Source organism: Micromonospora sp. NPDC048040, assembly GCF_055587185.1.
This window is the reverse complement of the sequence record NZ_JBVJGT010000015.1, coordinates 69,743-95,739: the sequence shown is the minus strand read 5'-3', so window position 1 is coordinate 95,739 and position 25,997 is coordinate 69,743. Positions and strand designations below refer to the sequence as shown.

General features: G+C 73.4%; 28 protein-coding genes. 13 read left to right on the top strand and 15 right to left on the bottom strand.

The features are described from left to right. Positions 1-111 precede the first annotated feature (111 nt). Positions 112-1,377 carry an ROK family protein gene (locus ACZ6O2_RS17455; protein ID WP_466023550.1) on the bottom strand — a complete coding sequence of 422 codons (1,266 nt, stop codon included), beginning with the start codon at positions 1,375-1,377 and terminating at the stop codon, positions 112-114. Between the two features lie 49 nt (positions 1,378-1,426). Between ACZ6O2_RS17455 and xylA the strand changes: the two genes are divergently transcribed. The 4 genes from xylA to ACZ6O2_RS17435 all read left to right on the top strand — a co-directional run bounded on the left by xylA (position 1,427) and on the right by ACZ6O2_RS17435 (position 6,742). Further along, on the top strand, positions 1,427-2,614 hold the full coding sequence (gene xylA, locus ACZ6O2_RS17450) for a xylose isomerase (protein WP_350708646.1): 1,188 nt from the start codon (positions 1,427-1,429) through the stop codon (positions 2,612-2,614). A gap of 12 nt (positions 2,615-2,626) precedes the next feature. Beyond that, positions 2,627-4,093, top strand: coding sequence for a xylulokinase (gene xylB, locus ACZ6O2_RS17445; RefSeq protein ID WP_466023521.1), 1,467 nt, complete (start codon positions 2,627-2,629; stop codon positions 4,091-4,093). Between the two features lie 40 nt (positions 4,094-4,133). Further along, positions 4,134-5,246 (top strand): DUF5925 domain-containing protein, encoded by a 1,113-nt coding sequence (locus ACZ6O2_RS17440; RefSeq protein ID WP_466023520.1) that lies wholly within the window; start codon positions 4,134-4,136, stop codon positions 5,244-5,246. Between the two features lie 71 nt (positions 5,247-5,317). Then, positions 5,318-6,742 carry an MFS transporter gene (locus ACZ6O2_RS17435; protein ID WP_350708641.1) on the top strand — a complete coding sequence of 475 codons (1,425 nt, stop codon included), beginning with the start codon at positions 5,318-5,320 and terminating at the stop codon, positions 6,740-6,742. A gap of 34 nt (positions 6,743-6,776) precedes the next feature. On the opposite strand, the gene ACZ6O2_RS17430 is transcribed toward ACZ6O2_RS17435, so the two are convergent. The 5 genes from ACZ6O2_RS17430 to ACZ6O2_RS17410 all read right to left on the bottom strand — a co-directional run bounded on the left by ACZ6O2_RS17430 (position 6,777) and on the right by ACZ6O2_RS17410 (position 13,091). After that, positions 6,777-8,453 carry a glycoside hydrolase family 13 protein gene (locus ACZ6O2_RS17430; RefSeq protein WP_350708738.1) on the bottom strand — a complete coding sequence of 559 codons (1,677 nt, stop codon included), beginning with the start codon at positions 8,451-8,453 and terminating at the stop codon, positions 6,777-6,779. Positions 8,454-8,517: 64 nt separating this feature from the next. Further along, entirely contained in the window at positions 8,518-9,597 is a 1,080-nt protein-coding gene (locus ACZ6O2_RS17425) for a LacI family DNA-binding transcriptional regulator (RefSeq protein ID WP_466023519.1), read from the bottom strand. A 60-nt stretch (positions 9,598-9,657) separates the two neighbouring features. Continuing rightward, positions 9,658-10,626: a carbohydrate ABC transporter permease gene (locus ACZ6O2_RS17420; RefSeq protein WP_350708637.1), complete on the bottom strand. Its 969-nt coding sequence runs from the start codon at positions 10,624-10,626 to the stop codon at positions 9,658-9,660. A 1-nt stretch (position 10,627) separates the two neighbouring features. Beyond that, the gene (locus tag ACZ6O2_RS17415) at positions 10,628-11,677 is read right to left on the bottom strand and encodes a carbohydrate ABC transporter permease (RefSeq protein ID WP_466023518.1); all 1,050 of its coding nucleotides are present in this window, start codon (positions 11,675-11,677) and stop codon (positions 10,628-10,630) included. Between the two features lie 73 nt (positions 11,678-11,750). After that, on the bottom strand, positions 11,751-13,091 hold the full coding sequence (locus tag ACZ6O2_RS17410) for an ABC transporter substrate-binding protein (protein ID WP_466023517.1): 1,341 nt from the start codon (positions 13,089-13,091) through the stop codon (positions 11,751-11,753). A gap of 248 nt (positions 13,092-13,339) precedes the next feature. Between ACZ6O2_RS17410 and ACZ6O2_RS17405 the strand changes: the two genes are divergently transcribed. Then, entirely contained in the window at positions 13,340-14,113 is a 774-nt protein-coding gene (locus ACZ6O2_RS17405) for a peptidoglycan DD-metalloendopeptidase family protein (protein WP_350708631.1), read from the top strand. A 175-nt stretch (positions 14,114-14,288) separates the two neighbouring features. Here the strand turns inward: ACZ6O2_RS17405 and ACZ6O2_RS17400 are convergent, their stop codons facing one another. Genes ACZ6O2_RS17400 through ACZ6O2_RS17385 form a run of 4 tightly spaced genes read right to left on the bottom strand, consistent with a single transcriptional unit; the run spans position 14,289 to position 16,122 of the window. Continuing rightward, a complete protein-coding gene (locus ACZ6O2_RS17400) occupies positions 14,289-14,432 on the bottom strand; it encodes a GPGG-motif small membrane protein (protein WP_018786997.1) in 144 nt (47 codons plus the stop codon). Continuing rightward, a complete protein-coding gene (locus ACZ6O2_RS17395) occupies positions 14,423-15,199 on the bottom strand; it encodes a metallophosphoesterase family protein (protein WP_466023516.1) in 777 nt (258 codons plus the stop codon). Before ACZ6O2_RS17395 ends, ACZ6O2_RS17400 begins: the two co-directional genes overlap by 10 nt. A gap of 9 nt (positions 15,200-15,208) precedes the next feature. After that, positions 15,209-15,484, bottom strand: a complete 276-nt coding sequence (locus ACZ6O2_RS17390) for a hypothetical protein (RefSeq protein ID WP_350708627.1) — start codon at positions 15,482-15,484, stop codon at positions 15,209-15,211. Then, positions 15,481-16,122 (bottom strand): nucleotidyltransferase, encoded by a 642-nt coding sequence (locus ACZ6O2_RS17385; RefSeq protein WP_350708625.1) that lies wholly within the window; start codon positions 16,120-16,122, stop codon positions 15,481-15,483. Before ACZ6O2_RS17385 ends, ACZ6O2_RS17390 begins: the two co-directional genes overlap by 4 nt. A gap of 101 nt (positions 16,123-16,223) precedes the next feature. On the opposite strand from ACZ6O2_RS17385, the gene ACZ6O2_RS17380 reads away from it, so the two are divergent. Beyond that, positions 16,224-16,952 carry a dTMP kinase gene (locus tag ACZ6O2_RS17380; RefSeq protein WP_466023515.1) on the top strand — a complete coding sequence of 243 codons (729 nt, stop codon included), beginning with the start codon at positions 16,224-16,226 and terminating at the stop codon, positions 16,950-16,952. Positions 16,953-16,993: 41 nt separating this feature from the next. On the opposite strand, the gene ACZ6O2_RS17375 is transcribed toward ACZ6O2_RS17380, so the two are convergent. Further along, positions 16,994-17,686: an SDR family NAD(P)-dependent oxidoreductase gene (locus ACZ6O2_RS17375; RefSeq protein WP_350708621.1), complete on the bottom strand. Its 693-nt coding sequence runs from the start codon at positions 17,684-17,686 to the stop codon at positions 16,994-16,996. A 316-nt stretch (positions 17,687-18,002) separates the two neighbouring features. Here ACZ6O2_RS17375 and ACZ6O2_RS17370 point away from each other — a divergent pair, with 316 nt between their 5' ends. From ACZ6O2_RS17370 to ACZ6O2_RS17360, 3 genes are all read left to right on the top strand, one after another. Then, positions 18,003-18,917: a MurR/RpiR family transcriptional regulator gene (locus ACZ6O2_RS17370; RefSeq protein ID WP_350708619.1), complete on the top strand. Its 915-nt coding sequence runs from the start codon at positions 18,003-18,005 to the stop codon at positions 18,915-18,917. Then, a complete protein-coding gene (gene murQ / locus ACZ6O2_RS17365) occupies positions 18,914-19,870 on the top strand; it encodes an N-acetylmuramic acid 6-phosphate etherase (RefSeq protein ID WP_350708617.1) in 957 nt (318 codons plus the stop codon). Before ACZ6O2_RS17370 ends, murQ begins: the two co-directional genes overlap by 4 nt. Positions 19,871-20,469: 599 nt before the next feature. Beyond that, positions 20,470-21,459, top strand: a complete 990-nt coding sequence (locus ACZ6O2_RS17360) for a sigma-70 family RNA polymerase sigma factor (RefSeq protein WP_466023514.1) — start codon at positions 20,470-20,472, stop codon at positions 21,457-21,459. Between the two features lie 72 nt (positions 21,460-21,531). Here the strand turns inward: ACZ6O2_RS17360 and ACZ6O2_RS17355 are convergent, their stop codons facing one another. Then, the gene (locus ACZ6O2_RS17355; protein ID WP_466023513.1) at positions 21,532-22,506 is read right to left on the bottom strand and encodes a C40 family peptidase; all 975 of its coding nucleotides are present in this window, start codon (positions 22,504-22,506) and stop codon (positions 21,532-21,534) included. Positions 22,507-23,100: 594 nt separating this feature from the next. On the opposite strand from ACZ6O2_RS17355, the gene ACZ6O2_RS17350 reads away from it, so the two are divergent. Then, positions 23,101-23,535 (top strand): DUF6232 family protein, encoded by a 435-nt coding sequence (locus ACZ6O2_RS17350; protein WP_357456061.1) that lies wholly within the window; start codon positions 23,101-23,103, stop codon positions 23,533-23,535. Positions 23,536-23,541: 6 nt separating this feature from the next. Here the strand turns inward: ACZ6O2_RS17350 and ACZ6O2_RS17345 are convergent, their stop codons facing one another. Then, the gene (locus tag ACZ6O2_RS17345) at positions 23,542-23,871 is read right to left on the bottom strand and encodes a DUF3817 domain-containing protein (RefSeq protein WP_393110412.1); all 330 of its coding nucleotides are present in this window, start codon (positions 23,869-23,871) and stop codon (positions 23,542-23,544) included. Positions 23,872-23,897: 26 nt separating this feature from the next. Beyond that, the gene (locus ACZ6O2_RS17340; RefSeq protein WP_466023512.1) at positions 23,898-24,314 is read right to left on the bottom strand and encodes a hypothetical protein; all 417 of its coding nucleotides are present in this window, start codon (positions 24,312-24,314) and stop codon (positions 23,898-23,900) included. Between the two features lie 121 nt (positions 24,315-24,435). Between ACZ6O2_RS17340 and ACZ6O2_RS17335 the strand changes: the two genes are divergently transcribed. Genes ACZ6O2_RS17335 through ACZ6O2_RS17325 form a run of 3 tightly spaced genes read left to right on the top strand, consistent with a single transcriptional unit; the run spans position 24,436 to position 25,654 of the window. Beyond that, entirely contained in the window at positions 24,436-24,759 is a 324-nt protein-coding gene (locus tag ACZ6O2_RS17335; protein WP_350708607.1) for a DUF6158 family protein, read from the top strand. Then, on the top strand, positions 24,759-25,079 hold the full coding sequence (locus tag ACZ6O2_RS17330) for a hypothetical protein (protein WP_350708605.1): 321 nt from the start codon (positions 24,759-24,761) through the stop codon (positions 25,077-25,079). The genes ACZ6O2_RS17335 and ACZ6O2_RS17330 overlap by 1 nt, the downstream gene beginning before the upstream one ends. 38 nt (positions 25,080-25,117) lie before the next feature. Further along, on the top strand, positions 25,118-25,654 hold the full coding sequence (locus tag ACZ6O2_RS17325; RefSeq protein WP_466023511.1) for a DUF1360 domain-containing protein: 537 nt from the start codon (positions 25,118-25,120) through the stop codon (positions 25,652-25,654). A gap of 97 nt (positions 25,655-25,751) precedes the next feature. On the opposite strand, the gene ACZ6O2_RS17320 is transcribed toward ACZ6O2_RS17325, so the two are convergent. Beyond that, positions 25,752-25,961, bottom strand: coding sequence for a hypothetical protein (locus ACZ6O2_RS17320; RefSeq protein WP_350708601.1), 210 nt, complete (start codon positions 25,959-25,961; stop codon positions 25,752-25,754). Positions 25,962-25,997 lie beyond the last annotated feature (36 nt).

Genomic DNA, 25,997 nt, shown 5'->3' with positions numbered 1-25,997 from the left:
CGCCCGGACCGGTCCGCACCCGCGTGCCCGGCGGGGGCGGCTTGTCACGCGTCGGGCGCCGCGGCCACCGCGAGCATCGCGATGTCGTCCGCCCATCGGAGGAGGCCGCGCTCAGGGCTGCCGGGTCAGCCAGCCGGCGGGTCGGGCGAGGATCCGGCGGACCACCGAACCGGCCCCGCCGACGGCCGCCGCCGCGCCGCCGAGCGCCGCGGGACGGACGGTGACCGGCGACCAGGCCGCGGTGAGCACCCGGCGGGAGACCTCGGCGAGCACCGGCGGGCGGAGCCAGGGCGCCAGCGGGGCGTATCCGCCGCCGAGCACCACGGTGTCCAGGTCCAGCAGGTTGACCACCCCGGCCACGGCGACCCCGAGCGCCGTTCCGGCGTCGGACAGGGCGTGCAGCGCCGCCGGGTCGCCCGCCCCGGCCAGCTCCGCGAGCCGGGTCGTCGCGGTGTCCGCCGGGAGGTCCGCGCCGGCCAGGCCGGCCGCCGCGAGGATGGCCTCCTGACCGGCGTACGTCTCCAGGCAGCCCCGAGCCCCGCACCGGCACGGCCGACCGTCGGGGCGGACCGGTACGTGGCCGATCTCGCCGCTCCAGCCGCGGGCGCCCCGGAACAGGGAGCCGTCCAGGACGATCCCGGCGCCGATGCCGACCTCGCCGGAGACGTGCAGGAAGCTGGCCGGGACGGCCGGTCCGGCGTGCAGCTCACCCAGCGCGGCGAGGTTGGCCTCGTTGTCGACCACCAGCGGTGGCACGCCGTCCACGTGCGCGGTCAGCGGCGGATGCCCGGCGAGGAGGGCGGGAACGGGCACGTCGCGCCAGCCCAGGTTCGGCGCGAGGCGGACCAGCCCGGCGTCGTCGACCAGGCCGGGCACCGCGAGGGCCGCGCCGGCCAGGGTGAGCCCCTCGCGGGCCGCCTCGGCGCGGGCGTGGGCGGCCAGGTCGGCCAGCCGGGCGACGGCCTCGGCGGGGGAGACCGGCCGGAGGTCGGCGCGGAGCACCGAGTGGTGGCGGACCCGGCCGGCGAGGTCGACCACGCAGGCGGCCAGGTAGTCGACGTTGACCTCCAGGCCGAGCCCGGCCGGGCCGTCGGCGGCGAGCACCAGGCCCCGGGACGGCCGCCCCGCGCCGGTCCGCGGCGTCGGCTCCGCCTCGCGCACGAGCCGGCCGGCGAGCAGGTCCTCCACCACGGCCGAGACGGTGGCCCGGGTCAGGCCGGTCCGGGCGGCCAGCTCGGCCCGCGACGGCGGGCGGTCGGCGGCGGCGATCCGGCCGAGCACCACGGCGAGGTTCCACTCGCGCAGGCTGCCCTGCCGGACCGGCCCGGGCGGGGCATCGGAACGGGTCACTCCTTGACACTGCCACAGGCCGATCAAATAATTCAACCACTGAACAAATAGCGGACGACACCCCCGGAGGTCTGCCATGGCACCCCGTCCCACCCCCGCCGACAAGTTCTCCTTCGGCCTCTGGACGGTGGGCTGGCAGGCCCGCGACCCGTTCGGCGACGCCACCCGCGGTGAGCTGGACCCGGTCGAGGCGGTGCACCGGCTCGCCGGGCTCGGGGCGTACGGGATCACCTTCCACGACGACGACCTGGTGCCCTTCGGCGCGGACGCCGCCACCCGCGACCGGCACGTCGCCCGGTTCCGCAAGGCGCTCGACGAGACCGGCCTGGTGGTGCCCATGGTGACCACCAACCTGTTCACCCACCCGGTGTTCAAGGACGGCGGGTTCACCAGCAACGACCGCGACGTCCGGCGCTACGCGCTGCGCAAGGTGCTGCGCAACGTCGACCTCGCCGCCGACCTCGGCGCCCGCACCTTCGTGATGTGGGGCGGCCGGGAGGGCGCCGAGTACGACCTCGCCAAGGACGTCCGGGCCGCCCTGGACCGCTACCGGGAGGCCGTCGACCTGCTCTGCCAGTACGTCGTCGACCGCGGCTACGACCTGCGCTTCGCCCTGGAGCCCAAGCCGAACGAGCCGCGCGGCGACATCCTCCTGCCCACCGTCGGGCACGCCCTCGCCTTCATCTCCACCCTGGCCCACCCCGAGCTGGTCGGGCTCAACCCCGAGGTCGGGCACGAGCAGATGGCCGGCCTGAACTTCGCCCACGGCATCGCCCAGGCGCTCTGGCAGGGCAAGCTGTTCCACATCGACCTCAACGGCCAGCGCGGCGTCAAGTACGACCAGGACCTGGTCTTCGGCCACGGCGACCTGCTCAACGCGTTCGCCCTGGTCGACCTGCTGGAGCACGGCGGCCCCGGCGGCGCGCCCGCCTACGACGGCCCCCGGCACTTCGACTACAAGCCTTCGCGCACCGAGGACACGACCGGCGTCTGGGCGTCGGCGGAGGCGAACATGCGGACGTACCTCCTGCTCAAGGAGCGGGCGGCGGCCTTCCGAGCGGATCCGGAGGTGGCCGAGGCGCTGGCGGCCAGCCGGGTCGCCGACCTCGGCACGCCGACGCTGGCGCCGGGAGAGGGCCACGCCGAGCTGCTCGCCGACCGGTCCGCGTTCGAGGAGTTCGACGTCGACGGGGCCGCCGCGCGGGGATTCGGCTTCGTCCGGCTCAACCAGCTCGCCGTCGAGCACCTGCTCGGCGCGCGCTGAGGGCCGCCGGAGATGCCGCTCGTCGCCGGGGTCGACTCCTCGACCCAGTCCTGCAAGGTCGTCGTCCGGGACGCGGAGACCGGCGCCCTGCTCCGGCAGGGCCGGGCACCGCACCCGGACGGCACCGAGGTCGACCCGTCGGCGTGGTGGTCCGCGCTGGCCGCGGCGGTCGACGCCGCCGGCGGGCTGGCCGACGTCGCGGCGGTCTCCGTCGCCGGCCAGCAGCACGGCATGGTCTGCCTCGACGAGGCGGGCGCCGTCGTCCGGCCCGCGCTGCTGTGGAACGACACCCGCTCCGCCGGGGCCGCCGCCGAGCTGGTCGAGGAGGCCGGCGGCGGGGCGGCCGGCCGCCGGTTCTGGGCGGACGCGGTCGGCAGCGTGCCGGTGGCCAGCTTCACCGCCACCAAGCTGCGGTGGCTGGCCCGGCACGAGCCGGAGCACGCGGCCCGGGTGGCGGCCGTCTGCCTGCCGCACGACTGGCTGACCTGGCGGCTGGCCGGCGCGCCCGGCCTGGCGGCGCTGCGCACCGACCGGGGCGACGCCAGCGGCACCGGCTACTGGTCCCCGGCCACCGGCGACTACCGGCTCGACCTGCTGGAGCGCGCCTTCGGCCGGCGCCCGCACGTGCCGGCCGTGCTCGGCCCGGCGGAACCGGCCGGCGCGCTGCGCCCCGACGCCCTCCCCGCCGGCGGATCCGCGCCCGTCGGGGCCGTGCTCGGACCCGGCACCGGAGACAACGCCGCCGCCGCGCTCGGGGTCGGCGCGGGGCCGGGCGACGTGGTGCTCTCCATCGGCACCTCCGGCACCGTGTGCAGCGTCGCCGACACCCCCGCCGCCGACCCGACCGGCGCGGTCGCCGGTTTCGCCGACGCCACCGGCCGCTTCCTGCCGCTGGTCTGCACGCTCAACGCCGCCCGCGTGCTCGACGCCGCCGCGGCCCTGCTCCGGGTCGACCTGGACGAGCTGGCCACGCTGGCGCTCGCCGCCCCCGCCGGCGCGGACGGCCTGGTCGTGGTGCCCTACCTCGAGGGCGAGCGGACCCCGGACCGGCCGCTGGCCACCGGCGCGGTGCACGGACTGACCCTGCGCACCTCGACCCCGGCCCACCTGGCCCGGGCCGCCGTCGAGGGCCTGCTCTGTGCCCTCGCCGAGGGCCTCGACGCGCTCACCGCCCAGGGCGCCACGGTGCGCCGGGTGATCCTCGTCGGTGGGGGAGCCCGCTCGGTGGCGGTGCGCCGGATCGCGCCCGAGGTCCTCGGGGTGCCGGTGGTCGTCCCGCCGCCGGGGGAGTACGTCGCCGACGGCGCCGCCCGCCAGGCCGCCTGGGTCGCCCTGGGTGGCGCGGCGCCCCCCACCTGGTCGGTCCGGGACACCGAGGAGTACGCCGCCGCGCCCGTCCCCGCCGTCCGCGAGCGGTACGCCGCCGCCCGCGACCGCTTCCTCGACCGGCTCGACCGCGACCCGGCCGGCGAGGGGTAAACGGCTGTACGGGCGCGCCCCGGCTCGCGATCATCGACGGATGCGAACCACCCCCCAAGCGGACGAGGCGCCGGTGACCGTCGGGACCGGCATCCCCTCGATGCTCCAGTACGACGACGCGGACACCCCCTGCGACGTCATCGACGCGCTGGTCCTGGCGGACTTCGTCACCGGCCGGCACCCGTGGTCGCACACGGTCCGGCTCTCCCGGGTGCGCCCCGACGCGCCCCTGACCGCCCCCGACGGGCGGCTGCTGCGTACGGCGGTGGAGAACCGGCAGCGGTCCCGCCTGCTGGCCGGCGACGGCTGGACGGCCCGGGTGGTCACCTGGAAGGGGCGGGGCGCCGAGGTGACCGTCACGGCGGTGACCGAGGAGGTCGGCCGGGCGGCCCTCGACCGGATCGTCGACGGCGCCGCCGAACCGGAGGACCCGGGTGCCGGCCGGATCGGCTTCTGGCACCAGAACCCCCGCCGCGGCAGCCAGCGGGACGTGCGGTCGATCGCCGCGCCGGAGTGGTCGCAGATCCGGCCGAACTACGCCGCCGGGGCGCGCACCGCGCTCGACGCGCTGATGGCGACCACCCCGGAGCAACTCGCCGGCCGGCTGGTGCTCCTGCACGGAGCGCCCGGGACGGGGAAGACCACCGCGCTGCGCGCCCTCGCCAGGGCGTGGCGCGAGTGGTGCCAGGTCGACGCCGTGCTGGACCCGGACGTGCTCTTCGCGGACCCGGCGTACCTGTCGGAGGTGGCGGTCGGGGACGAGGACGGCGAGCCGGGCACGGGTCGCCGGTGGCGGCTGCTCATCCTGGAGGACTGCGACGAGCTGATCCGGGGCGAGGCGAAGCAGGCCGCCGGCCAGGCGCTGTCCCGGCTGCTCAACCTGACCGACGGGCTGCTCGGGCAGGGGCGCGACGTGCTCGTCGCCATCACCACGAACGAGGACCTGTCCCGGCTGCACCCGGCCGTGGTCCGGCCGGGGCGCTGCCTGGCCCGGATCGAGGTGGGCCCGCTGTCGTACGAGGAGGCGACGGGTTGGCTGGGCACGTCGGCGGGGGTGCCGCCCCAGGGGGCCAACCTCGCCGAGCTGTACGCGCTGCGTGCGGGCACGCCGGCCCCGCCCGCGGCCCCGCCCGCGATCGGCGGCTACCTCTGAGCCGCCCGACCCGCCCGACCCGCCCGCGCGCCGTCACCCGGTCGTGACCTGACCCTGGTTGGCTGCCGCTCATGACCTTGATGAGGGGCGGGGCGGCGCGGGTCTGGGGCGGCTCGGCCGCGCACCGGTTCTACAGCGTCGTGGTCTTCGTGCTGCTCGCCTCGCTGGACAACGTGGCGATCGGCCTGGTGCCCCCGCTGTACGGGCCGATCGCCGACGCCTTCGACGTGCCGCGGCGGCTGCTCGGCCTGGTCACTGCCGTGAGCTTCCTGGCCAGCGCGGTGGCGGCGGTGGGCTGGGCGTACGTCGGCGACCGCGCGAACCGCAAGCCGCTGCTGATGGTCGGCACCCTGATCTGGGCGCTGGGCACCGGCGGCAGCGCGGTCGCGGCGAACTACCCCGCGTTCCTGGCCGCGCAACTGCTGGCGGCGATCGGGCTGGGCGCCGTCGGGTCGGTCGGGTTCTCGGTCGTCACCGACCTGATCTCACCCCGCCGGCGGGGGCTGGTGATGAGCTTCTGGGGGCTGTCCCAGGGGGTCGGCACGCTGGCCGGCACGCTGGTCGGCGGGCTGCTCGGGGCGGCCGACTGGCGGCGGCCGTTCCTGGCGTTGACCGTGGTCGGCCTGCTGGCGACCGCCGCCTACCTGTTCACCTACGACATCCGCCGCGGCCAGAGCGAACCGGAGCTGGCCGACGCGCTCGCCACCGGTGCCGAGTACGACTACCGGATCAGCCGGGCGGACCTGCCGAGGATCCTCGGCAGGCGGACGAACCGGTGGCTGATCCTGCAGGGTCTCACCGCGCAGGCGGCCTTCGGCTCGCTGGTCTGGCTGCCCGTGCTCTTCGCCGAGCGGGCCGAGGACCAGGGCTACTCCGCCGCCACCGCCGTGGTGGTGGGTAGCGTCTTCGCCACCCTGTTCCAGCTCGGCGGGGTGTTCTCCATCGTCGGCGGGCTGGTCGGCGACGCCCTGCAACGTCGTACGCCGAGGGGGCGGGCGCTGGTCGCGGCGGTCGGCATCCTCGCGGCGCTGCCGTTCTACCTGGTGCTCTTCTTCGTGCCGATCCGCATCGACGTGCCCGACGGCGCCGGTGCGGGGACGGTGGTCCGGGCGGTGCTGGCCAGCGTGGTCACCGAGCCGACGGTCGGGTTGAGCCTGCTCACGGCCGTGGTGGCGTTGGCGCTGACCTCCGCGAACTCGCCGAACTGGTTCGCCTTGATCGCCGACGTCAACCCGCCCGAGCACCGGGGCACCGTCTACAGCCTCGGCAACCTGGTGAACGGCGTCGGTCGGGCGGCCGGCAACGGGCTGGTCGGGGTCGCCTTCCACGGGCTGCGGGCGGCCTTCCCGCCGCCGCTGAACTACGCCGTCGGGCTGGCCGCCTTCCAGCTCTTCTTCATCCCGACCGGGATCATGTACTGGCTGGCGTCGCGGACCTCGCCGGCGGACATCGCCGACGTCCACGACCTCCTGCACACCCGCGCCGAGCGGCTGTGAGGAAGGGCCCCTGGCAGGGGCCCTTCCTCACCCGTCAGGCCGGCCGGACCCAGACCGTCACGTCGGTGGGCACGGCACCGTCGGTGTCGAGCGGGGCGCTGGCGTGCACCAGTTCGGTGCCGGCCGGCAGCGGCACGGCGGCGTCGCCGAAGTTGGTCAGCACGGTCAGCCCGCCGTTGCGGAAGGAGAGCACCTCGTCGCCGCTGGCGAGCCACTCCAGCGGGCCTGCGCCGAGGTCGTGCTCGCGGCGCAGCCGCAGCGCCGTCCGGTACAGCTCGTACGTCGAGCCGGGCACGCCCCGCTGCCGGTCCAGCGAGTGCTCCGCCCAGACCGGCGGCTGCGGCAGCCAGCTCGCGTCGGTCGGGCCGAAGCCGTACGACGGGGCGTCGGCCTCCCACGGGATCGGCACCCGGCAGCCGTCCCGGCCCCGCTCGGTGTACGCGCTGCGTACCCAGGTCGGGTCCTGCCGCGCCTCGTCGGGCATCGTGGTGTGCTCCGGCAGGCCCAGCTCCTCGCCCTGGTAGAGGTAGGCCGAGCCGGGCAGGGCGAGCATCAGCAGGGTGGCCGCCCGGGCCCGGCGCAGGCCGAGCGCGGCGTCCGGCTGCGGGTCGCCGATGCCGATGCCGTTGGGCCGCTTGCCGCCGACGGGCAACCCGAGCCGGGAGGCGTGCCGGACCACGTCGTGGTTGGACAGCACCCAGGTGGTCGGGGCGCCGACCGCGTCGGTGGCCTCCAGCGAACGGGTGATCACCGCGTACTGGGCGGGTGCGGTCCACGAGGCGAGCAGGTACTCGAAGTTGAACGCCTGGTGCATCTCGTCGGGGCGCACGTACCGGGCCAGCCGTTCGGCCGGCTCGACCCACGCCTCGGCGACCAGGATCCGCTCGCCCGGGTAGCCGTCCAGCAGCCGGCGCCACTCCCGGTAGATGTCGTGCACGCCGTCCTGGTCCCACATCGGCGGGCGCGGCTTGTCGACCTCCCGCCCGGAGAGGATCTCCTGCGGCTCCTGCCAGTCGGCCAGGTCGGCCTGCTTGATCAGGCCGTGCGCCACGTCGACCCGGAAGCCGTCCACGCCCCGGTCCAGCCAGAACCGCAGCACGTCCAGGAACTCCGCCCGCACCTCGGGGTTGTCCCAGTTGAGGTCGGGCTGCCCGGTGTCGAACAGGTGCAGGTACCACTGGCCGGGTCGGCCGTCGGGGTCGGTGACCCGGGTCCAGGCCGGCCCGCCGAAGACGCTCTGCCAGTCGTTCGGCGGCCGGTCGCCGTCCGGTCCCAGGCCGTCCCGGAACACGTAGCGGTCGCGCTCGGGGCTGCCCGGGGCGGCGGCGAGCGCCGCGGTGAACCAGCGGTGCGCCGATGACGTGTGGTTGGGCACCAGGTCGACGATCACCCGCAGCCCGCGCGAGTGCGCCTCGGCGATCAGCCGGTCCGCGTCGGCGAGGCCGCCGAAGAGCGGGTCGACGTCGCGGTAGTCGGCCACGTCGTAGCCGGCGTCGGCCTGCGGCGACGGATAGAACGGCGACAGCCAGACCGCGTCGACGCCCAGCTCGACGAGGTGGTCGAGGCGGGCGGTGATGCCGGGCAGGTCACCGATCCCGTCGCCGTCGGAGTCGGCGAAGGAGCGCGGGTAGACCTGGTAGATGACGGCCCGCGTCCACCAACCGGTGGCGGCGCCGGCAGGCGTGTCCTGGTGTGTCGGGTTGCTGTTCAGGGCCTTCTCCCGTGTGTCGAGCCGTACGGTCGGGTGCGTGGTGCCGGGGGATCGGCGGTCCCCGTCAGTGTGCCCGGGGCGGCGCGGTCGATTCCCGCACGATCAGTCGAGTGGGCAGGATCACGGGCCGCTCCGGCGGGTCGCCGGCTGCCCGGCGGCCCGGGGCGAGGTCCGCGCCCGCGTCGGGGCCGGCCGGCTCCCGCCGCCGGCCGACGAGCGGGTCGAGCAACATCCGGGCGGCCAGCCGGCCCTGCTCCGTCGCGGGCTGGGCGATCGTGCTCAGCCCGACGACGCGGGCCAGGTCGTGGTCGTCGACGCCGATGACGCTGACGTCCTGCGGCACCCGCAGGCCGGCGTCCCGCAGCGCCGTCATCGCCCCCATCGCCATCTCGTCGCAGGCCGCGAAGATCGCCGTCGGCGGGTCGCCGCGGCGGAGCAGCTCCTCGGTGGCGCGCGTGCCGCCGTCGATGGTGAACTGCGACTCCACGTCCAGGCCCGGGTCCGGGGCGAGGCCGGCGTCGCGCAGCGCCTCCCGGTAGCCCCGCCGCCGGTCGAGGTGGGTGGTGAAGGCCAGCTCGTCCTTCGGGTCGCCGGAGATGTGCGCGATCCGGCGGTGGCCCAGGTCGAGCAGGTACCGGGTGGCGGTCCGGGCGGCGTCCACGTCGTCGATGCGTACGCAGGGCCAGCCCGGCACGACCGAGCCGGAGCTGACGGTCACCCCGGGCAGCGCCAGCTTCGTCAGGGCGGTCAGGTCGGCGGGTCGCAGCGGCGTGGCGACCAGCATGATCGCGTCCACCCGCTTGTGCAGGTTGGCGGCGCTCAGCACCCGCTGTCGGGTCTGCTCCCGCCCGCCGAGGTTGTGCAGCAGCAGGTCGTAGCCCGACTGGTGGAGGAACTCCTCGACGGCCTCCACGACGGTGGCGAAGAACCACCGGGTGATCCGCGGGACCACGACCGCGATCGTGCCGGTGCGCCCGCCGGCCAGCCGCGAGGCGCTCGGCGAGACGGCGTACTCCAGCTGCTCGGCCGCCGCGAGCACGCGCCGCCGGGTCGCGGCCGAGACCGCCGGGAGCCCGCGCAGCGCCCTGGAGACGGTGGCCGTGGAGACCCCGGCCAGACGTGCGACATCATCGATCTTCGTCACGGTACCCCCGCTTCGCGCCGGCTCCGCCGCCGCCGGTGTCCCGGCGGCGGCGGAGAGGCGTCAGCCCTTGACGCTGCCGGCGAGCAGGCCCCGCACGAAGTAGCGCTGAAGAGACAGGAAGACGATCAGCGGTACGACGATCGAGACGAACGCGCCGGCGGTGAGCCGCTGCCACTCGTTGCCCCGGGTGCCGGCCATCTCGGCCAGCCGGACGGTGAGCGGAGCGGTCTCGTCGCCGCCACCGGCGAAGATCAGCGCCACCAGCAGGTCGTTCCAGACCCAGAGGAACTGGAAGATGCCGAACGCGGCCAGCGCCGGGGTGATCAGCGGCAGGACGATGGTGCGGAAGATCTTCGGGTGGGTGGCCCCGTCAACCCGGGCGGCCTCCATCAGGTCTCCCGGGAGCTGCGAGATGAAGTTGTGCAGCAGGAAGACCGCGAACGGCAGCGCGAAGCAGGTGTGCGCGAACCACACCTGAGCGAACTTCTGTTCGTCGACCAGGTCCCAGGCGGGCAGCACGGTGACCCCGGCGACGGTGACCCCGGTGGAGAAGAACTTCAGCAGCGGCACCAGCGCCATCTGCAACGGCACGATCTGCAGCGCGAAGATCGCGATGTACACCCAGTCCCGCCCCCGGAAGTTGATCCAGGCCAGCGCGTACGCGGCCAGGGCCGCGAAGGCGAGCGGGAAGAGCACCGACGGGATGGTGATCGCCAGCGAGTTGATGAAGTAGCTGGCGAGCTGCCCGGACGACGAGGAGCGCCCGAACAGCACCTCCTGGTAGTTCTCGAAGGTGAACTGCGGGTCGGTGAAGAAGGTCCACCACCCGCTGGTCTTGATCTGGTCCTCCGGCCGGAACGACGAGATGAACAGGCCGAAGGTCGGGATGGTCCAGAGCACCGCGATGACGATCGACACGAGGGTGGCGGTGCGGCTGTTCAGCCGCTTGCGCACCCGCGCGGCGGCGGTGGACGTGCGGCCGTCGGTCTTCTGGGTGCCGGCGGCGACGGTGGGCGTTGCGGTGGTCATCTCAGCCCTTCCGCTGCTGTCGGAGGTTGCGGATCTGGTAGATCACGATCGGCACCACCAGGACGAACAGGAAGACCGCCAGCGCCGAGCCCTGCCCGTTCTGGCCGTACCGGAACGCCTGGTTGTACATCTCGTTGGCGATGACGCTGGTGTCGTAGTTGCCGTTGGTGGCCGTCCGGACGATGTCGAAGACCTTGAGGGTGGCGATCGACAGTGTCACCACGACCACGATCAGCGCCGGCCGGATGCTCGGCATGGTGATCTGCCAGAACATCTGCCACGGGGTGACCCCGTCGAGGCGGGCCGCCTCCACGATGTCGGCGGGGATGGCCTTGATGGCGGCGGAGAGCACCACCATGGCGAACCCGGCCTGGATCCACACCATGATCACGATCAGCAGCAGCGTGTTCAGCGGCGACTCCAGCAGCCACTGCTTCGGTTCGCCGCCGAGGCTCACCACGATCTGGTTGAGCAGACCGATCTGCTCCTGCCCGTCGCCGCGGTAGGCGTACACGAACTTCCAGATGATGCTGGCGCCGACGAAGGAGATCGCCATCGGCAGGAAGATCAGTGACTTGGCGACCGCCTCGAACCGGGCCTTGTCCACCATGACCGCGTAGATCAGGCCGAACGCGGTGGCGACCAGCGGGACCAGGAGCACCCAGATCAAGGTGTTCAGCAGCACCCGGACGATCGAGTCCTCCGAGAACATCCAGCCGTAGTTGCGCAGCCCCACCCAGTCGTTGCTGCCCGCGTCCATGAAGGAGAGCATCGTGGTGCGGATGGCCGGGACCACCAGCCCGACGGTCAGCAGCAGCAGCGTCGGCAGCAGGAAGAAGAGCGCGAACACGCCCTCCCGCGGCTTGCGGCGGCGGGGGAGCGGGGCGCCGCTCGCGGAGACGGCGACGAGCTGCGCCTCCCGGCGGCGGGCGAACCAGGACGGCACCACGTCGAGGAGCAGGAGCAGGCCACCCACCACCAGGACGAAGGCGAACAGCCCCCACCCCAGCATGATGAACTTGTCCTTCTCCTCGATGAAGTCGAACTCCATCGACCCTCCTTATAAGGGTTCGGTCACGGAGCGGTGGGCCGGTCCGCGCCTGCGGACCGGCCCACCGTTCAGATCACTTCCAGCTGCTCTCGATGCCGTTCAGCACCGTCGCGGTGTCCTTGCCGTTGATCCAGTCGACCATGCCCTTCCAGAACGTCCCCGCGCCGACCGTGGCCGGCATCAGGTCGGAGCCGTCGAAGCGGAAGACCGAGCTCTTGTCCTGGAGGATCTGGACGGAGAGCTTGTCGATCGGGTTGGCGACGTTGGCCAGGTCGAGCTTGTTGTTCGCCGACACCCAGTCACCGATCTTGGCGCGGCTGTTGGCGTACTCGCCGGAGGCGAGGTAGGTCTGCACCGCCTGGACCTCGGGGCGGTCGGTGAAGGCCGAGACGAACTCGCCGCCGCCCAGCACCGGCTTGCCCTTGGCGGGGTCGATCGCCGGGAAGTAGAAGGCGAAGACGTCGCCGTCCTCGGCCACCTTGGTGCCCTTCGGCCACTGGTTCGCGTAGAAGGACGCCTGCCGGTGCAGCGCGCACTTGCCGGTGGTGATCGGGAGGCCGGCCTCGCCGAAGGCGGTGGTGGCGATGCTCTTCACGCCGCCGTACCCGCCGTTCATGTACTTCTCGTTCTTGAGGATGGTGCCGGCCTTGTCGACGGCCTCGGCGACCTTCGGGTCGTTGAACGGGATGCCGTGGGTGGTCCACTGGTCGTAGACCTCGGGGGTCTGCGTCCGCAGCATCACGTCCTCGATCCAGTCCGTGGCCGGCCAGCCGGTGGCGTCACCGGACTCGATGCCGGCGCACCACGGCTTGGTGCCGCTCGCCGCGATCTTGTCGCTCAGGGCGATCAGCTCGTCCCAGGTGCTCGGGACGGTCCAGCCCTTCTCCTTGAAGGTCTTCGGCGAGTACCACACGAACGACTTCACGTTCGAGCCGAGCGGGGCGCCGTAGAACTGGCCGTTGACGGTGCTGTACTTCAGCCAGTCGGCCGGGTAGTTCTCCTCCGCCATCTTCTTGGTGTCGGCGCCGACCGGCTTGAGCTTGCCGGAGTCGACGAAGCGCTTGAGCAGACCCGGCTGCGGGATGAACGCGAGGTCGGGCGCGTTGCCGCCGTCGACCCGGACGCCGAGCTGCGCCTCGAACTCGGCGCTGCCCTCGTGGTCGATCTCGATGCCGGTGCAGTCCTCGAACTGCTTCCAGGACTCCGCCAGGCGGTCGGCCTCGATGTCCCGGATCGACGAGTAGATCGTGACCTTCTTGCCCTTGTTGTCGCCGTACTTCTCGTATGCGGCGCACTCCGCGGAACCCGCGGCGTCACTCTTCTTGTCGCTGCCGGTGCCGCAGGCGGTGACGCTCAGCGCCAGCCCCAGTACGCCGGCGATCGCGAGAGCCGGGCGTGATCTGGCAAACGCCATGCCGTTCTCCTTCCTTGCCGGCGCGTGGGGGAATCGAACGCGCGCCGGTCCGATTGGGCATCAACACATGTAAGCGCTTGCATCCGACCCGGTCCACCCCAGACCGGACACGACCGAGTAACAATCCGGAAACCCTGTCGTTGCCGTGTGGGCACGCTCCCACGACACGCGCCCGCATCTTTTCAGGAGTGGCGATTTCTGTCAGGCTGGAGGTAGGTATAGAAGAATTTCAACATTGGAGGTTCTGGATGCGTAAGCGATGGCTCAGCCTGCTCGCGACCGGCCTGCTGGCCGTGGGCGCGCTGCTCCCGGCGGCCCCGGCGATGGCCGCGCCGACGTTCAAGGTGCCGTTCCCCTGCGGGCAGTCCTGGTCCGGCCAGACGCGGACCGGACACAGCCCGGCGTACGCGATCGACTTCAACCGCACCGACGACCTCGGCGACCCGGTGGTGGCCAGCGCGCCGGGCACCGTCGACCGGGTCACCGACCTCGGCGGGACCAGCTACGGCAAGTACGTCCGGATCAACCACGGCAGCGGCTACACCACCTACTACGCCCACCTCAACGGCTTCAACGTCTCCGTCGGACAGACCGTCGGCTACGGGAAGGTGATCGGCTGGGTCGGCAGCACCGGCGGCTCCACCGGCCCGCACCTGCACTACGAGCAGCGGCTCGACGGCAACGACATCCAGGTCCGCTTCAACGGCGCGCTCGCCCTCTACTGGGGGACGAAGACCTACACCAGCGACAACGGCTGCGGCAGCACCACCGGCTCCGGCACGGTCAACACCAGCGGGACCCCGCTGACCGTCCGCTCCGGCCCCGGCACCGGCTACGAGGCGGTGGGCACCGTCGCCGACGGCACCCGGGTGACCATCTACTGCCAGACCAGCGGCACCACCGTCACCGGCACCTACGGCACCAGTTCGATCTGGGACCGGATCGGTAGCGGACGCTACATCGCCGACGCGTACGTCTACACCGGCCACGACGGCTACATCCCCAACGTGCCCCGCTGCTGAGCGCGGGACGGGGTCCCGGGACCGCCCGGGGCCCCGTCACCCGGCACGCGCCGGGGCGGCCACCCGCGGACAGCACGGCGCCGGGGTCGTCGGGTCCGGACGCTCCTGTCGGGAGGACGGAGTTCCGGTCACGACGACCCCGGCGGGTCCCGGTCGGCGGCGGACGGCCGCCACGTCAACTGAAGATGCTCACACCACCCGGCCCGACCAGCAGGCCCACCACGATGAGGACGATGCCCCACAGGATCTGCCGGCGGAACAGCGCGAGGATGCCGGCGACCACGAGTACGACTGCGAGAATCCAGAGAATCAGCTCCATGGTTGCTGGGTACCCGAGCCGCCGACGCGGGAAACCTGCGGTTGATCGAGGTGGTCGCCCAGGTGGAAGACGCTGTAGGCCTGCTTGATCACGGGGTGGGCGACGTTGCGGACGCGTACCCCGCCGGGCGTGGTGCCCCGCTCGCTCCCGGCGTGCGCGTGCCCGTGCAACGCCAGCGCGGTCGGCGCCGAGTCGATCGCCTGACCGAGCTGGTACGACCCCAGGAACGGGTAGATCTCCAGCGGCTCGCCGGCGAGCGTGTCCGGCACCGGCGAGTAGTGGGTGAGCGCCACCAGCACGTCGCAGTCCAGCCCCCGCAGTGCCGCGGCCAGCGCGTCCGCGCTGTCGGTGGTGGTCCGGACGAACGCCTTCATCTCCGGCTCGCCGAAGTCGCTGGCGCAGCGCCCGGCGAACCCGCCGCCGAATCCCTTCACCCCGGCGACGCCCAGCCGGCCGCCGGCGCACTCCAGCACGATGCCGTCGCCCTCCAGGACCCTGATCCCGGCGCTCTCCAGCACCTTGACCACCTGCGGCACCTGGTCGCACTGGTGGTCGTGGTTGCCGAGGACGGTCACCACCGGCACGCCCAGCCCGCCGAACTCGGTGGCCACGCACCGGGCCTCCGACTCCGTCCCGTGCCGGGTCAGGTCACCGGCGAGCAGCAGTACGTCGGCGTGCTCGGGCAGCTCCTCCAGCGCCGGCCGGAACCGGCCGACCACGTCCTCGTCCAGATGCACGTCGCCCACGGCGGCGATCCGGATCACCATGGCACCTCCTCAGGGCAGTTGCTCGATCTCCGTGGGCGCCTGCGTGCGGATCACCCCGATGTCGCTGGTGATCGGCACGTCCGGGAAGCGCTCGGCCACCCGGCGCAGGATCTCCTCCCGCCGGTGCGGGCTCTCCACCTCGCCGTACAGCACGAGGCCGCGTTCCCGGCGGACCACGGTGATCCCCTGCTCGGCCACGTCCGGGTCCTCGGTGAGCAGTCGGTGCACCTCCGCCTCGACGTACTCGTCGGGCGGGCCGGTGGCGACGTCGCGGTGCTCGGTCACGGTGGTGTCCCCTCTCGCTGCGGGGTGCCGGAGTACGGCACCACGTCCAGCCGGTCCAGCAGCACCAGGAACGCCTCCGCGTACGGCGAGTGCTGCGTCTCCTTGCGTACCCGTTCCCAGTCGATCTGCTCCCGCAACGAACGGGCGAGTGGCAGGCCCCGGGCGAAGTCGCAGTAGTGCTGCGAGAAGCTGAGCAGCTTGTGCACCATCAACTGGGTGGCCGAGAGCACCGGCATGTGGATCGCGTCGACCGGCCGGACCATCGTGTCGGCGAACGTCTCCTCGGTCACCGGCGTCTCGATGGGCCGGTGGATGAGGTCGACCATCCGCCCGTCGTCGAAGACCTTGACCAGCCAGTCCTCGGGCGGGCGCTCGGCCGTGAAACCCGCCGCGACCAGGGCCTCCAGGGCGCGTTCCACGTCGACCTCCCGGATGAGGAAGTCGACGTCGTGCTCGCTGGAGTGGCCGCCGTGGGCGTACACGGCGAAGCTGCCGCCGAGCGCGAAGGGAATGTCTTCCTGCTTGAGCACGGCGGCGACCTTCTTCAGCGTGTGCACCAGGCTCTCGTCCCCGCGCTCGGCCATTGGCGTCTCCCGTCGATGGTGGTAGGCGGCTGATCCAACTCCGGTACCCGGCATCCCGGGGGGCCACACCTGGCAGGAGGCGCGGGTGGGGTCAACCGGGAGCAGACGGTACAAATCTCCGGCAACGCGAGCGCGAGTCGGATAGCCTGTGCAGGGTGTCCAGATCATCGGAGGCACGGCGCGGCAGGGCCCGATTGCGCGCCGTCGCCCTGATCGGCATCGACGGCTCGGGCAAGACCACCCAGGCGCACCGGCTCGCCGACGCGCTCACCGCGGCGGGGCACCCCGCCACCTACCACCGCAACGCGGGCGGGCGCCGCTGGCTCGGCCGCGTCGCGCACCGCCTCGGCCGGCCGGACGCCCAGCGTCTCGTCGGGCGCAACGGCATGCTCGCCGTGGAGTCCGTGCTGCGCTGGCTCGCCATCGCCGCCGCCCTGCTCGGCTGCCTGGCCACGGGCCGGATCGCGGTCATGGACCGCTACTCCGCCTGCCAGTACGCGAGCATCCGCGCCCACGGGGGCCAGCGCTGGGAGCGCCTCGCCCGGGTGGGCTACCGGGTCTTCCCGCGGCCGCAGGTGACCTTTCTGCTGACCGTCGATCCGGCCGAGGCGTACCGGCGGATCGAGCAGCGCGGCACCGACCACGAGAGCATGCGGTACCTGACCGCCGCGGACGCCGCGTACCGGGCGCTGCCGGAGCACCCGACCTTCGTGGTGGTCGACGCCGGGCGCCCGCCGGAGGAGGTGTCCCGGCAGATCAGAGGCCACCTCGCCGGCTGGCTCGACGCCGCCCACGGGGATGGCCCGCCCCGTGTGGTGGCCGCCCCCGCCGTCGTGGCCGCGCCGGCCGTCGAGCCGGTCGCGGCGGGCCGCCTGACCGCCTGACCGCCCGGGGGCGGCCGGCTGGCCGCGGGCGACCGGGCCGGTCAGGCGCGGCCGTAGACCGGGATGCTCGCACCGCTGGTCGGCGCCGACTCGTCGGAGGCGAGGAAGCGGACCACCGGCGCGATCTCGGCCGGCGTGACCCAGCGCGAATGGTCGGCGGTGGGCTGGGCCGCGCGGTTCGCCGGGGTGTCGATGACGCTCGGCAGCACCGTGTTGCAGCGCACCCCGGCCGCCCGGTACTCCACGGCCACCGCGTTCGCGAAGGCGAGCACGGCCGCCTTGGCGGTCACGTAGCCGGCGGCGCCGGGGAAGGGGGCGACGGCCGCACGGGAGGACACGCAGACCACCGCGCCACCGCCGGCCGCGACCAGGCGAGGCAGCGCCGCCCGGGTCACCAGCCAGGTCGGTCGCAGGTTCACCGTCAGCATCCGGTCGAACTCGTCGACCGGGGTCTCGTGCACCAGCCCGCCGCCGGCGTAACCGCCGACGAGGTTGACCACCGCCCGCAGCGGCGCCGCGGGATCGTCGGCGGCCGCCGCGACCGCCCGCTCCGCGCCGGCCGGGTCGGTGAGGTCCGCGACCAGTCGGACCGGTCCGCCCGCCGCCGGCTCCGTCGCCGCCGGCCGCTCCCGCCCGGGTACGACCACCCGCCACCCCGCGTCGAGGAAGGCGGCCGTGACCGCCCCGCCCAGTCCGCCCGTTCCCCCGGTGACCAGCACACTGCGATCCGCCATGCGCCACACGCTAGTGCCGGCCCGGCCCCGGCGTCGCCCGCCGGGACGTCGTTCGGGAGGAGAGGCGTGGGGCGGCCCGGGCCCGGGGCGTCGCCGGGGTGGCGGGACGTCGTGGAAGGCGGAAAGGTGGCATGGTCTTTCCGAGGACGGTGGCCGACGGCGGCCGACCGGCAGGGGCCGGGCCGCCCTCCCGGGGGAGGCGGCGGCGTCGGGGGAGTGGCACCCTGAGCAGATCCGGCGGTCCCGGCGGGCGGTGTTTCCCCCAACACGTGGAGTCATGGTTGACGCTCACGCCTCATGAAAGTAAGTTTCATCCGTGGCGAAGAGTCCGAAGATTTCTGCGAGTCACGAGCCGGGTGGACTGATCGTCCACATCAGCGGCCTGCTCCCGTCGTTGTCGCCGGCCGAGCAGCGGGTCGCCCGGCTGGTCGTCGCCGACCCGGCCGACGCCGCGCGTCGGACCATCACCGACCTCGCCACCGCCGCCGAGACATCCGAGGCGACCGTCATCCGGTTCTGCCGGTCGGTCGGCATGGACGGCTACCCGCAGCTGCGGATCCGGCTCGCCGCCGAGGCCGCCCGCCGGGTCGAGCCGCCGGACGCCCGGGTCGTCGGCGGTGACATCCCGCCCGGCGCCGACCTCGCCCAGATCATCGCCACCATCGCGTTCAACGACGCGCGCGCCGTCGAGGAGACGGCCGAGCAGCTCGACCCGGCGATCTGCGAGCAGGTCGTCGAGGCCATCGCGGGCGCGGGCCGGATCGACGTCTACGGCGCCGGCGCCAGCGGCTTCGTCGCCTCGGACTTCCAGCAGAAGCTGCACCGGATCGGCCGCACCGCCTTCTACTTCCCGGACGTGCACACCGCGCTGACGTCGGCCGCGCTGCTCGGCCGGGGCGACGTCGCGGTCGGCATCTCGCACACCGGCACCACCTCCGACGTGGTCGAGGTGCTGGAGCAGGCCCGGGCCCGGGGCGCCGCCACGGTGGCGCTGACCAACTTCCCCCGCTCGCCGATCACCGAGGTCGCCGACTTCGTGCTCACCACGGCGGCCCGCGAGACCACCTACCGCTCCGGCGCGATGGCGAGCCGGCTCGCCCAGCTCACCGTCGTCGACTGCCTCTTCGTCGGGGTGGCGGCGCGCAACCGGTCGCGGGCCCGCAAGGCCCTCGAGGCGACCGCCGAGGCGGTCCAGTCGCACCGGGTCGGCTCGGGACGGAGGCGGGCATGACGGCCGGCGCGGTGGAACCGCAGGACGTGACCACCCCGATGGCGGCCCGGCCGGTGATCCGGGTCGGCGCGCCGACGGAGCGGCGCAATCCGCACAGCGTCGACCTCGACCTGATGTCGACGCGGGACGTGCTCTCGGTGATCAACGAGGCGGACCGGCGGGTGCCCGGCGCGGTCGCGGACGTCCTGGACGAGATCGCCGCGACGGTGGACCTGGCGGTGGCCGCGCTGCGCGGCGGGCACCGGGTGCACTACTTCGGCGCCGGCACCTCCGGCCGGCTCGGCGTGATCGACGCCGCCGAGCTCGCCCCCACCTTCAACTCGCCCCGGCACTGGTTCTGCGCGCACATCGCGGGCGGGCCGGAGGCCATGTGGCGGGCGGTCGAGGACGCCGAGGACGACGACCGGGGCGGGGCGGCCGAGGCCGCCGACTGCGTACGCGCCGGTGACCTCGTGGTCGGACTCGCCGCGAGCGGGCGCACGCCGTACGTCCTGGGGGCGCTCGCCGCGTCCCGGGCCAAGGGCGCCTCGACCGTGCTGCTCTGTGCCAACCCGGAGGCGGAGGCCGCCCGGTCGGTGGACGTCTTCATCGGCGTGGACACCGGACCCGAGGTCGTCACCGGGTCGACCCGGATGAAGGCGGGCACCGCGCAGAAGCTGGTGCTCAACACCTTCTCCACGGCGGTCATGGTGCGGCTCGGTCGGGTCTACTCGAACCTGATGATCGACATGGTGGCCACCAACGCCAAGCTCCGCGGCCGGATGATCTCGATCCTGATGGAGGCGACCGGCTGCTCCGAGGAGATCTGCCGGCGGGCCCTCGGCGAGGCCGACGGCGACATGAAGACCGCGCTGGTCTCGCTCGTCTCCGGGGTCGAGGTGTCGGCCGCGCGGGCCGCCCTCGCCCGCTCCGCCGACCAGGTCCGCGGCGCCCTGGCCCTGCTGGCCTCCTGACTGCCGTCACCCTTCGGCCCACCCACGCCTCCATCCCGTCCCCACGTCACCCCTGACCTCACCCGACCGCCCGTATCAAGCCCCGTTGCCCGAGTCACCCCGCACCTCGCCCGCCCCCACGTCACAGCGCCTTTTCGCCGTCGGGCCCACCCCGCGGCAGCCGCCGCACCGCTTCCCGTTCGCCCCTCCCTGCGAGCTGCGTCACGTGCCGGGCATAGATCCGGGGCGCGGATTGTTCATCGGGGGGTGGGGTATTACCACGGGCGTGGATGAACCGATCGGTCCACGAGCGCGTATCTGGCAGTGACCAGGATCGCAGCGCTGCGGTGAGCCGGGTCGCTGTGCCACCGGGGTGGGCGATGTTGCCATGTATCGGGGAAACGGCGACGCGTCGACCCGCCGACCCTGCGTGGTGCCCATCGGAGCGCCGCCACACGGGGTGCTGACAGCAAACGTGGATCGTGCTCTCAGCGGATTATCAGGCATTCGTGACACTTTCGACTCACGACATGGAATCCCCGACGCGTCTCATCTGTTGTGTAGGTGTCAGCACCGGTGGGCACAGCGGAAGTTACGGGGGAGGGCTGATGGACGTGGGGATGGCAAGGAACCGGGCAACCGGCGCGAGCGAGGGGACCGTGGGCAACGTGGACAAGAACATCGGCATGCGAACCGACGAGGTTGCCGAGGAGCGCGACCTGGTCGGCGTCTACCTTCACGAGATCTCCCGGACGCCACTGCTGGACGCCGCCAAGGAGGTCGACCTCTCCAAGGCCATCGAGGCCGGCCTCTACGCCGAGCACCTGCTCGGCGAGGACCGCGTCCCCGCCGATGTCGACCGGGAAGACCTGGAGCGGCTGGTCGCCGAGGGTGAGCGGGCCAAGGACCTGTTCATCCGGGCCAACCTGCGGCTGGTCGTGTCGATCGCCCGCCGCTACGTCCGCTCGGGCATGCCCATGCTGGACCTGATCCAGGAGGGCAACACCGGCCTGGTGCGGGCGGTCGAGAAGTTCGACTACGAGCGCGGCTACAAGTTCTCCACCTACGCGACCTGGTGGATCCGTCAGGCCATCAGCCGGGCGATCGCCCAGCAGGAGCGCACGGTGCGCCTGCCGGTGCACCTGGTCGAGGACGTCAACCGGATGCGCAACGTGGCCCGGCAGCTCACCCGCGAGCTGGGCAGCGACCCGGAGCCGGAGCAGATCGCGGCGGCCCTCGGGGTCACCGTCGAGCGGGTCAACGAGCTGGTCCGCTGGTCGCAGGACACGGTGTCGCTGGACACCCCGGTCGGCGACGACGGCGACACCAACCTCGGCGACCTGGTGGCCGACAGCGACGCCCCGTCGCCGGAGGAGATCGTCCTCACCGGCCTGGAGCGGCAGCGGATCGAGGGCCTGCTCAACCACCTCGACGACCGGTCGGCCGGCATCATGCGGGCCCGCTACGGGCTGGAGGACGGCCGTGAGCACTCCCTCACCGAGGTGGCCTCGCGGTTCTCGCTCTCCCGGGAGCGGATCCGGCAGCTGGAGATCCAGGCGCTCGGCCGGCTCCGCGAGCTGGCCCGCGCGGAGGGGCTGCAGGCAGCCTGAGCTGGTAGGAATGACGGCGAACGGCCGGCGTCCGATAGGGGGACGCCGGCCGTTCGCCGTCTGCGGGTGCGGTCAGCGCACCCGGCCGTAGCCCTGGATGGGCATCAGGTTCATGCCCCGCTTGAGCACGTTGCGCCCCGCGCTCGGCGCGTCGATCACCTGGCCGCCGCCCACGTAGAGCGCGACGTGCCCGAGCCCTCGGTAGAAGACCAGGTCACCGGGGCGCAGCTCGCCCTTGCTGATGTGGGCGACCGCGCCCCACTGCATGCGGGCGTTGTGCGGCAGCGACTTCCCGGCCGCCCGCCAGGCCGCCGAGGTCAGGCCCGAGCAGTCGTAGCCGTTCGGTCCGTCGGCGCCCCAGACGTACGGCTTGCCGAGCGCGCCGTAGGCGTACCGGACGGCGACGCCGGCCCGGCCGGAGACCGCGGGAGCGTCGTTCGCGCTGTCGGGCCGGGCGGCCGGCTTCTCGGTGGCCCGGCCGTACGCCTGGCGGCGCAGCTCGTAGAGCTCGGCCAGGTCGCGCTCGATCCGCTTCTTCGCGGCGGTCAGCTCGCGGGCCTGGGCGGCCTGCCGACCGAGCGTGACGTCCAGCCGGGTCTTCTCGGCGAGCAGGCGGCGCTGGTCGTCGGCGAAGGTGGCGATGGTCTCCTGCCGCTGCCGGGTGAGCCGGTCGATCATGTGCAGCCGGTCCAGCAGGGTGTCGGAGCCCCCGGGACGCAGCAGCGCCTCGGTGGTGGACAGGTGGCTGCCGGTCTTGTACGCGGTCACCGCCAGCTCGCCGACGTCCGCCCGGCTCCGCTCGGCCTGCTGCTCCAGCGGCCCGATCCGGCCCTGCACCCGGGTCACGGCGGCCTGGTTCGCCTTCATCTCCTCGCGGAGCTTGTTGTACGCCTCGACGACGTGCTCCAGCTCGGTGGAGGCCTTCTCGATCCGCCGGGTCAGCTCGGCGGGGGAGGGTTCGGCCCGGGCCGGCACCGCGGGCGCGACCAGCGTGGCCGCCACCGCGGCGACCACCAGGGCGCGCAGCGTGTTCCTGAGGGACGACAAGAGCGGAAGGCTCCTCTCCCAGCACGCCGCCGCGGGCTGCTGAGGCCCCCGGCGACACCGGGCGGTGCAGTCCTGGTGGACGGCGGTCGACCGGCCGGCCCGGACAACGTAACCCGGGGCAGGAGTCGCCCGCAGTTGAAGCCGGGGCGAATGTTGGCAAAGTGGCGGGTTGTGTCGGTCGCGCCGGTGGGCGTACGTGCCGGCGATCGTGCACTGTCGCCGGACGATGGCGCTGATTGTTGTCGATCGGGTGGTACGAGGCTTTCGTCGTTCTGGGCTTATGCCGGCGCGGCCTGGGGCGCTATGACCGACAAGACGGACATGGAGGCCGCTACCCGGCGGCCCCGCCGCCGGCCGCCCGTCGCGGTGGGGTGAAAAGCGCCGTATCGGCTGGCACGTGCGCCACACAATGAACCGCAGAGCCGGGAATCCCGTCGACCGGCATTGATGCGATCCGTCGGCGGGAGCCGACCCCGGCACGCAGCCGCGGGAGGTAGCGCAGTGAATCCTCAAGGCGCCACGACACGACAGACGCGGTCACCGGGGGCGACCGGCGGCCGCAACACGTTGCTCTACGCCCGACCCGGGATCATCGTGACGGTCGACCGGTTCACCGTCGGACGCAACAGTTGGCGGGTGACGGAACTGACCCACCTGGAGACCAGCCGCGGGCCGCACGACCGCGTCGCCGTCCGGGCCGTGGTGGTCACGGGCGCGATGCTCGGCGGCGTCGGGCTCCTGCTCGGCTTCACCGGCGGGCTGCAACGGCTCACCGCCGGGGCGTACCTCATCCTGGGTGCCGTCTTCCTGCTGCCGGTGCTGGTCGCCGTGGTGGGGGACCGGTGGCGACCGCCGGCGTACGAGCTGTGGGGTCGGCGGCGCGGCGAGCACGTGCTGCTGTTCAGCAGCGACAACGAGCGGCAGTTCGGCCAGGTCACCCGGGCCCTGCGCCGGGCCCGGGAGATGAACCGGTACGGCGGCTGGGAGGATCCGATCGCCTCCGTGGACCCGTGGCGGCCCCGCCGGTAGCTCGGCTCAGCCGGCCACCGGCTCCGGAGTGCGCTCGGCCCGGCCGGCGGTCACCCAGTTGCTGACCCGGCGCTCGGCGTAGAACGACACGAACGGCACCGTGCCGGCCAGCATGACCAGGACCATCCGCTTCAGCGGCCAGCCGGCCCGGCGGGAGAGGTCGAAGGCGGCCACCAGGTAGAGCATGTAGAGGAAGCCGTGCGCCTGACCCACGGTCTCCACCAGGATCGGGTTGTCGAAGCCGTACTTCATCGGCATGCCGATGACGACCAGCAGGATCAGCGCCACGCCGACGATCCAGGCGATCACGCGGTACCGGGTCAGGGCTGCGCCCACCTTCGTCCGTCCTTCCGCGCCCGGCCTCAGCCGGGGTAGTCACCGGGCTTGGCGCCCGGGTTGTCGGTCAACCATTTCAGGTATCGGTTGTAGGCGGTGAGGTCCGCGTCCTCGCCGTCGACGGCCGCCGCGGGCACGCGGGCGACCCGCACGGGGCGGCGTACGACCGGACGCGCCGGGGCGTCGGCCGGCCGCGACCCGGCAGCGGCCGACGGCTCGTCGGCCGGGGCCTGCGGGCCGCGCAGCGTGTGCCGGACCTCACGCCACCACAGGAACGCCACGAAGCCGGCGAAGATCGGCCACTCGACCGCATAGCCCCAGCTGATCGCGTTGCCGGCGGCGGCCCGGCTGACCTGCCACCAGCCCAGCCCCAGGAACCCGACGACCAGCACGACCATGGCCACGTGGCGTGCGATCCACGCCGGGGTCCAGAGCCGCTTCATGGCATCGAGAGTACCGGGGCGGCCCGCGGTCTCCGACGCGGTGTCGTAGTGCGGGGAATGGTTTGGTGCCACCCGGTGTGGGCATCCGTTTAGACGCCAGCCCAAAACGACCAGGGGGGCGATGATGACCGGATCGATACGGCAGGACGAGTTCGGGAGCCCGGAGCAGCGGATGCCCGCGTGGGACGGCGACCACGTCCACGACACGGCCTCCGGCGAGGCGGACGTCGACGGCGAGCTGCTCGGCGTCGACCCGGCCGAACTGGGAGACGAGGACCTGATGCGCGAGATGCACAGCCTGCACCGCACCCGGCTGGACACCTTGCGGCACGCGGCCGACTCCGCGCTCGCCAACCACCTGCGGCGCACGGCCGAACTCGAGACCGAGTACCTCGCCCGGCACCCCGGGCGGGAAGTGGACCCCAGCCGCCTGCGGGAAGCGTGATGGCGCACGCCGAGCGCGGGATGTCCGCGCCCCCGGAGGTGGTGTTCAACACCGCTACCGACCCCGACCGGGCGTCGGCCTGGCTGCCCGACCCGCTGCGTGGCGACGGCAGCCCGGCGGAGGAGGTCAGCGTGGAGGAACTGCGGGCCCGGTGGAGCGCCGCCGGGGACTGGCGCGCCGAGATCCGGGTGGACCCGGCCCTGGCGGGCGGCGCCCGGACGCGGCTCGACCTGACCGGCGGGCCGGACGCCGACCGGATGGCCGAGGAGGCGTTGGACAGTCTCGCCCGCGAGGTGGCCGACAACCTCCAGGCCGGCTGAGCCGGGCCGGCCGGCGTGAGGAACCGAGGGAGACCGGGGTGACCGACGTGAAGGAGAAGGTGGCGCGGTTACGCCGGGCGTACGCGCCGCACGAGCACCGGCCGCTCGGCGGCTATCTGGTGTCGATGGGTGCCTACGCCGCGGTGACCGGGGCGCTCGCGGGGCTGGTCAGGGCGACCGGCCAGCACGTGCCCGACCGTCCCGCCACGGCCGACGTGGTGCTGCTCGGCATCGCGACGCACAAGCTCAGCCGGCTGCTGGCCAAGGACGCGGTCACCAGCCCCCTGCGGGCGCCGTTCACCCGCTACGACCGGCCGATCGGCAGCGGCGAGGTGATGGAGCAGGTCCGAGACCAGGGCAGCGGCACCCGTCACGCGATAGGGGAGCTGCTGAGCTGCCCGTTCTGTCTCGCCGTCTGGGTCGCCACCGGGCTCACCGGCGGGCTCGTGCTCTCGCCCCGGCTGACCCGGCTGGTCGCGACCGCGCTGACCGCCGTGGCCGCCTCGGACTTCCTCCAGATGGCGTACGCGATGGCGCAGCGGGCCGCCGAGGGCCCCGGGGCCGACGACGACTGAGCACGCGAGGAGGCGGAGACGTCCCGAAGGGGGCCGGCGGTGTGCCGGCCCCCTTCGCGACGTCCCGCCCCAGCGGTCGGGTCTGATGGTGCCCCGGTCACGTCGGGGTCGTGCCGTGGTCCTCGCCGGCCCAGCCCCGGGACGCCTCCGGCTCCCGCTCGTCCTCGTCCGCGCCGGTGATGACCTCCCGGTCCACGGCGGTCCTGTCGTGCTCGCTGGCGAAGTCGGGTTCCGGCAGGGTGTCCGTGCCCTCGGGGGGCTGGCCGAGCGCCGGCAGCTTCTTGTGCTGCTCCTCGTGGTGGGACATCTCGCTCTCCTCACTCCTCGTCGGCCGCCCGTGCCG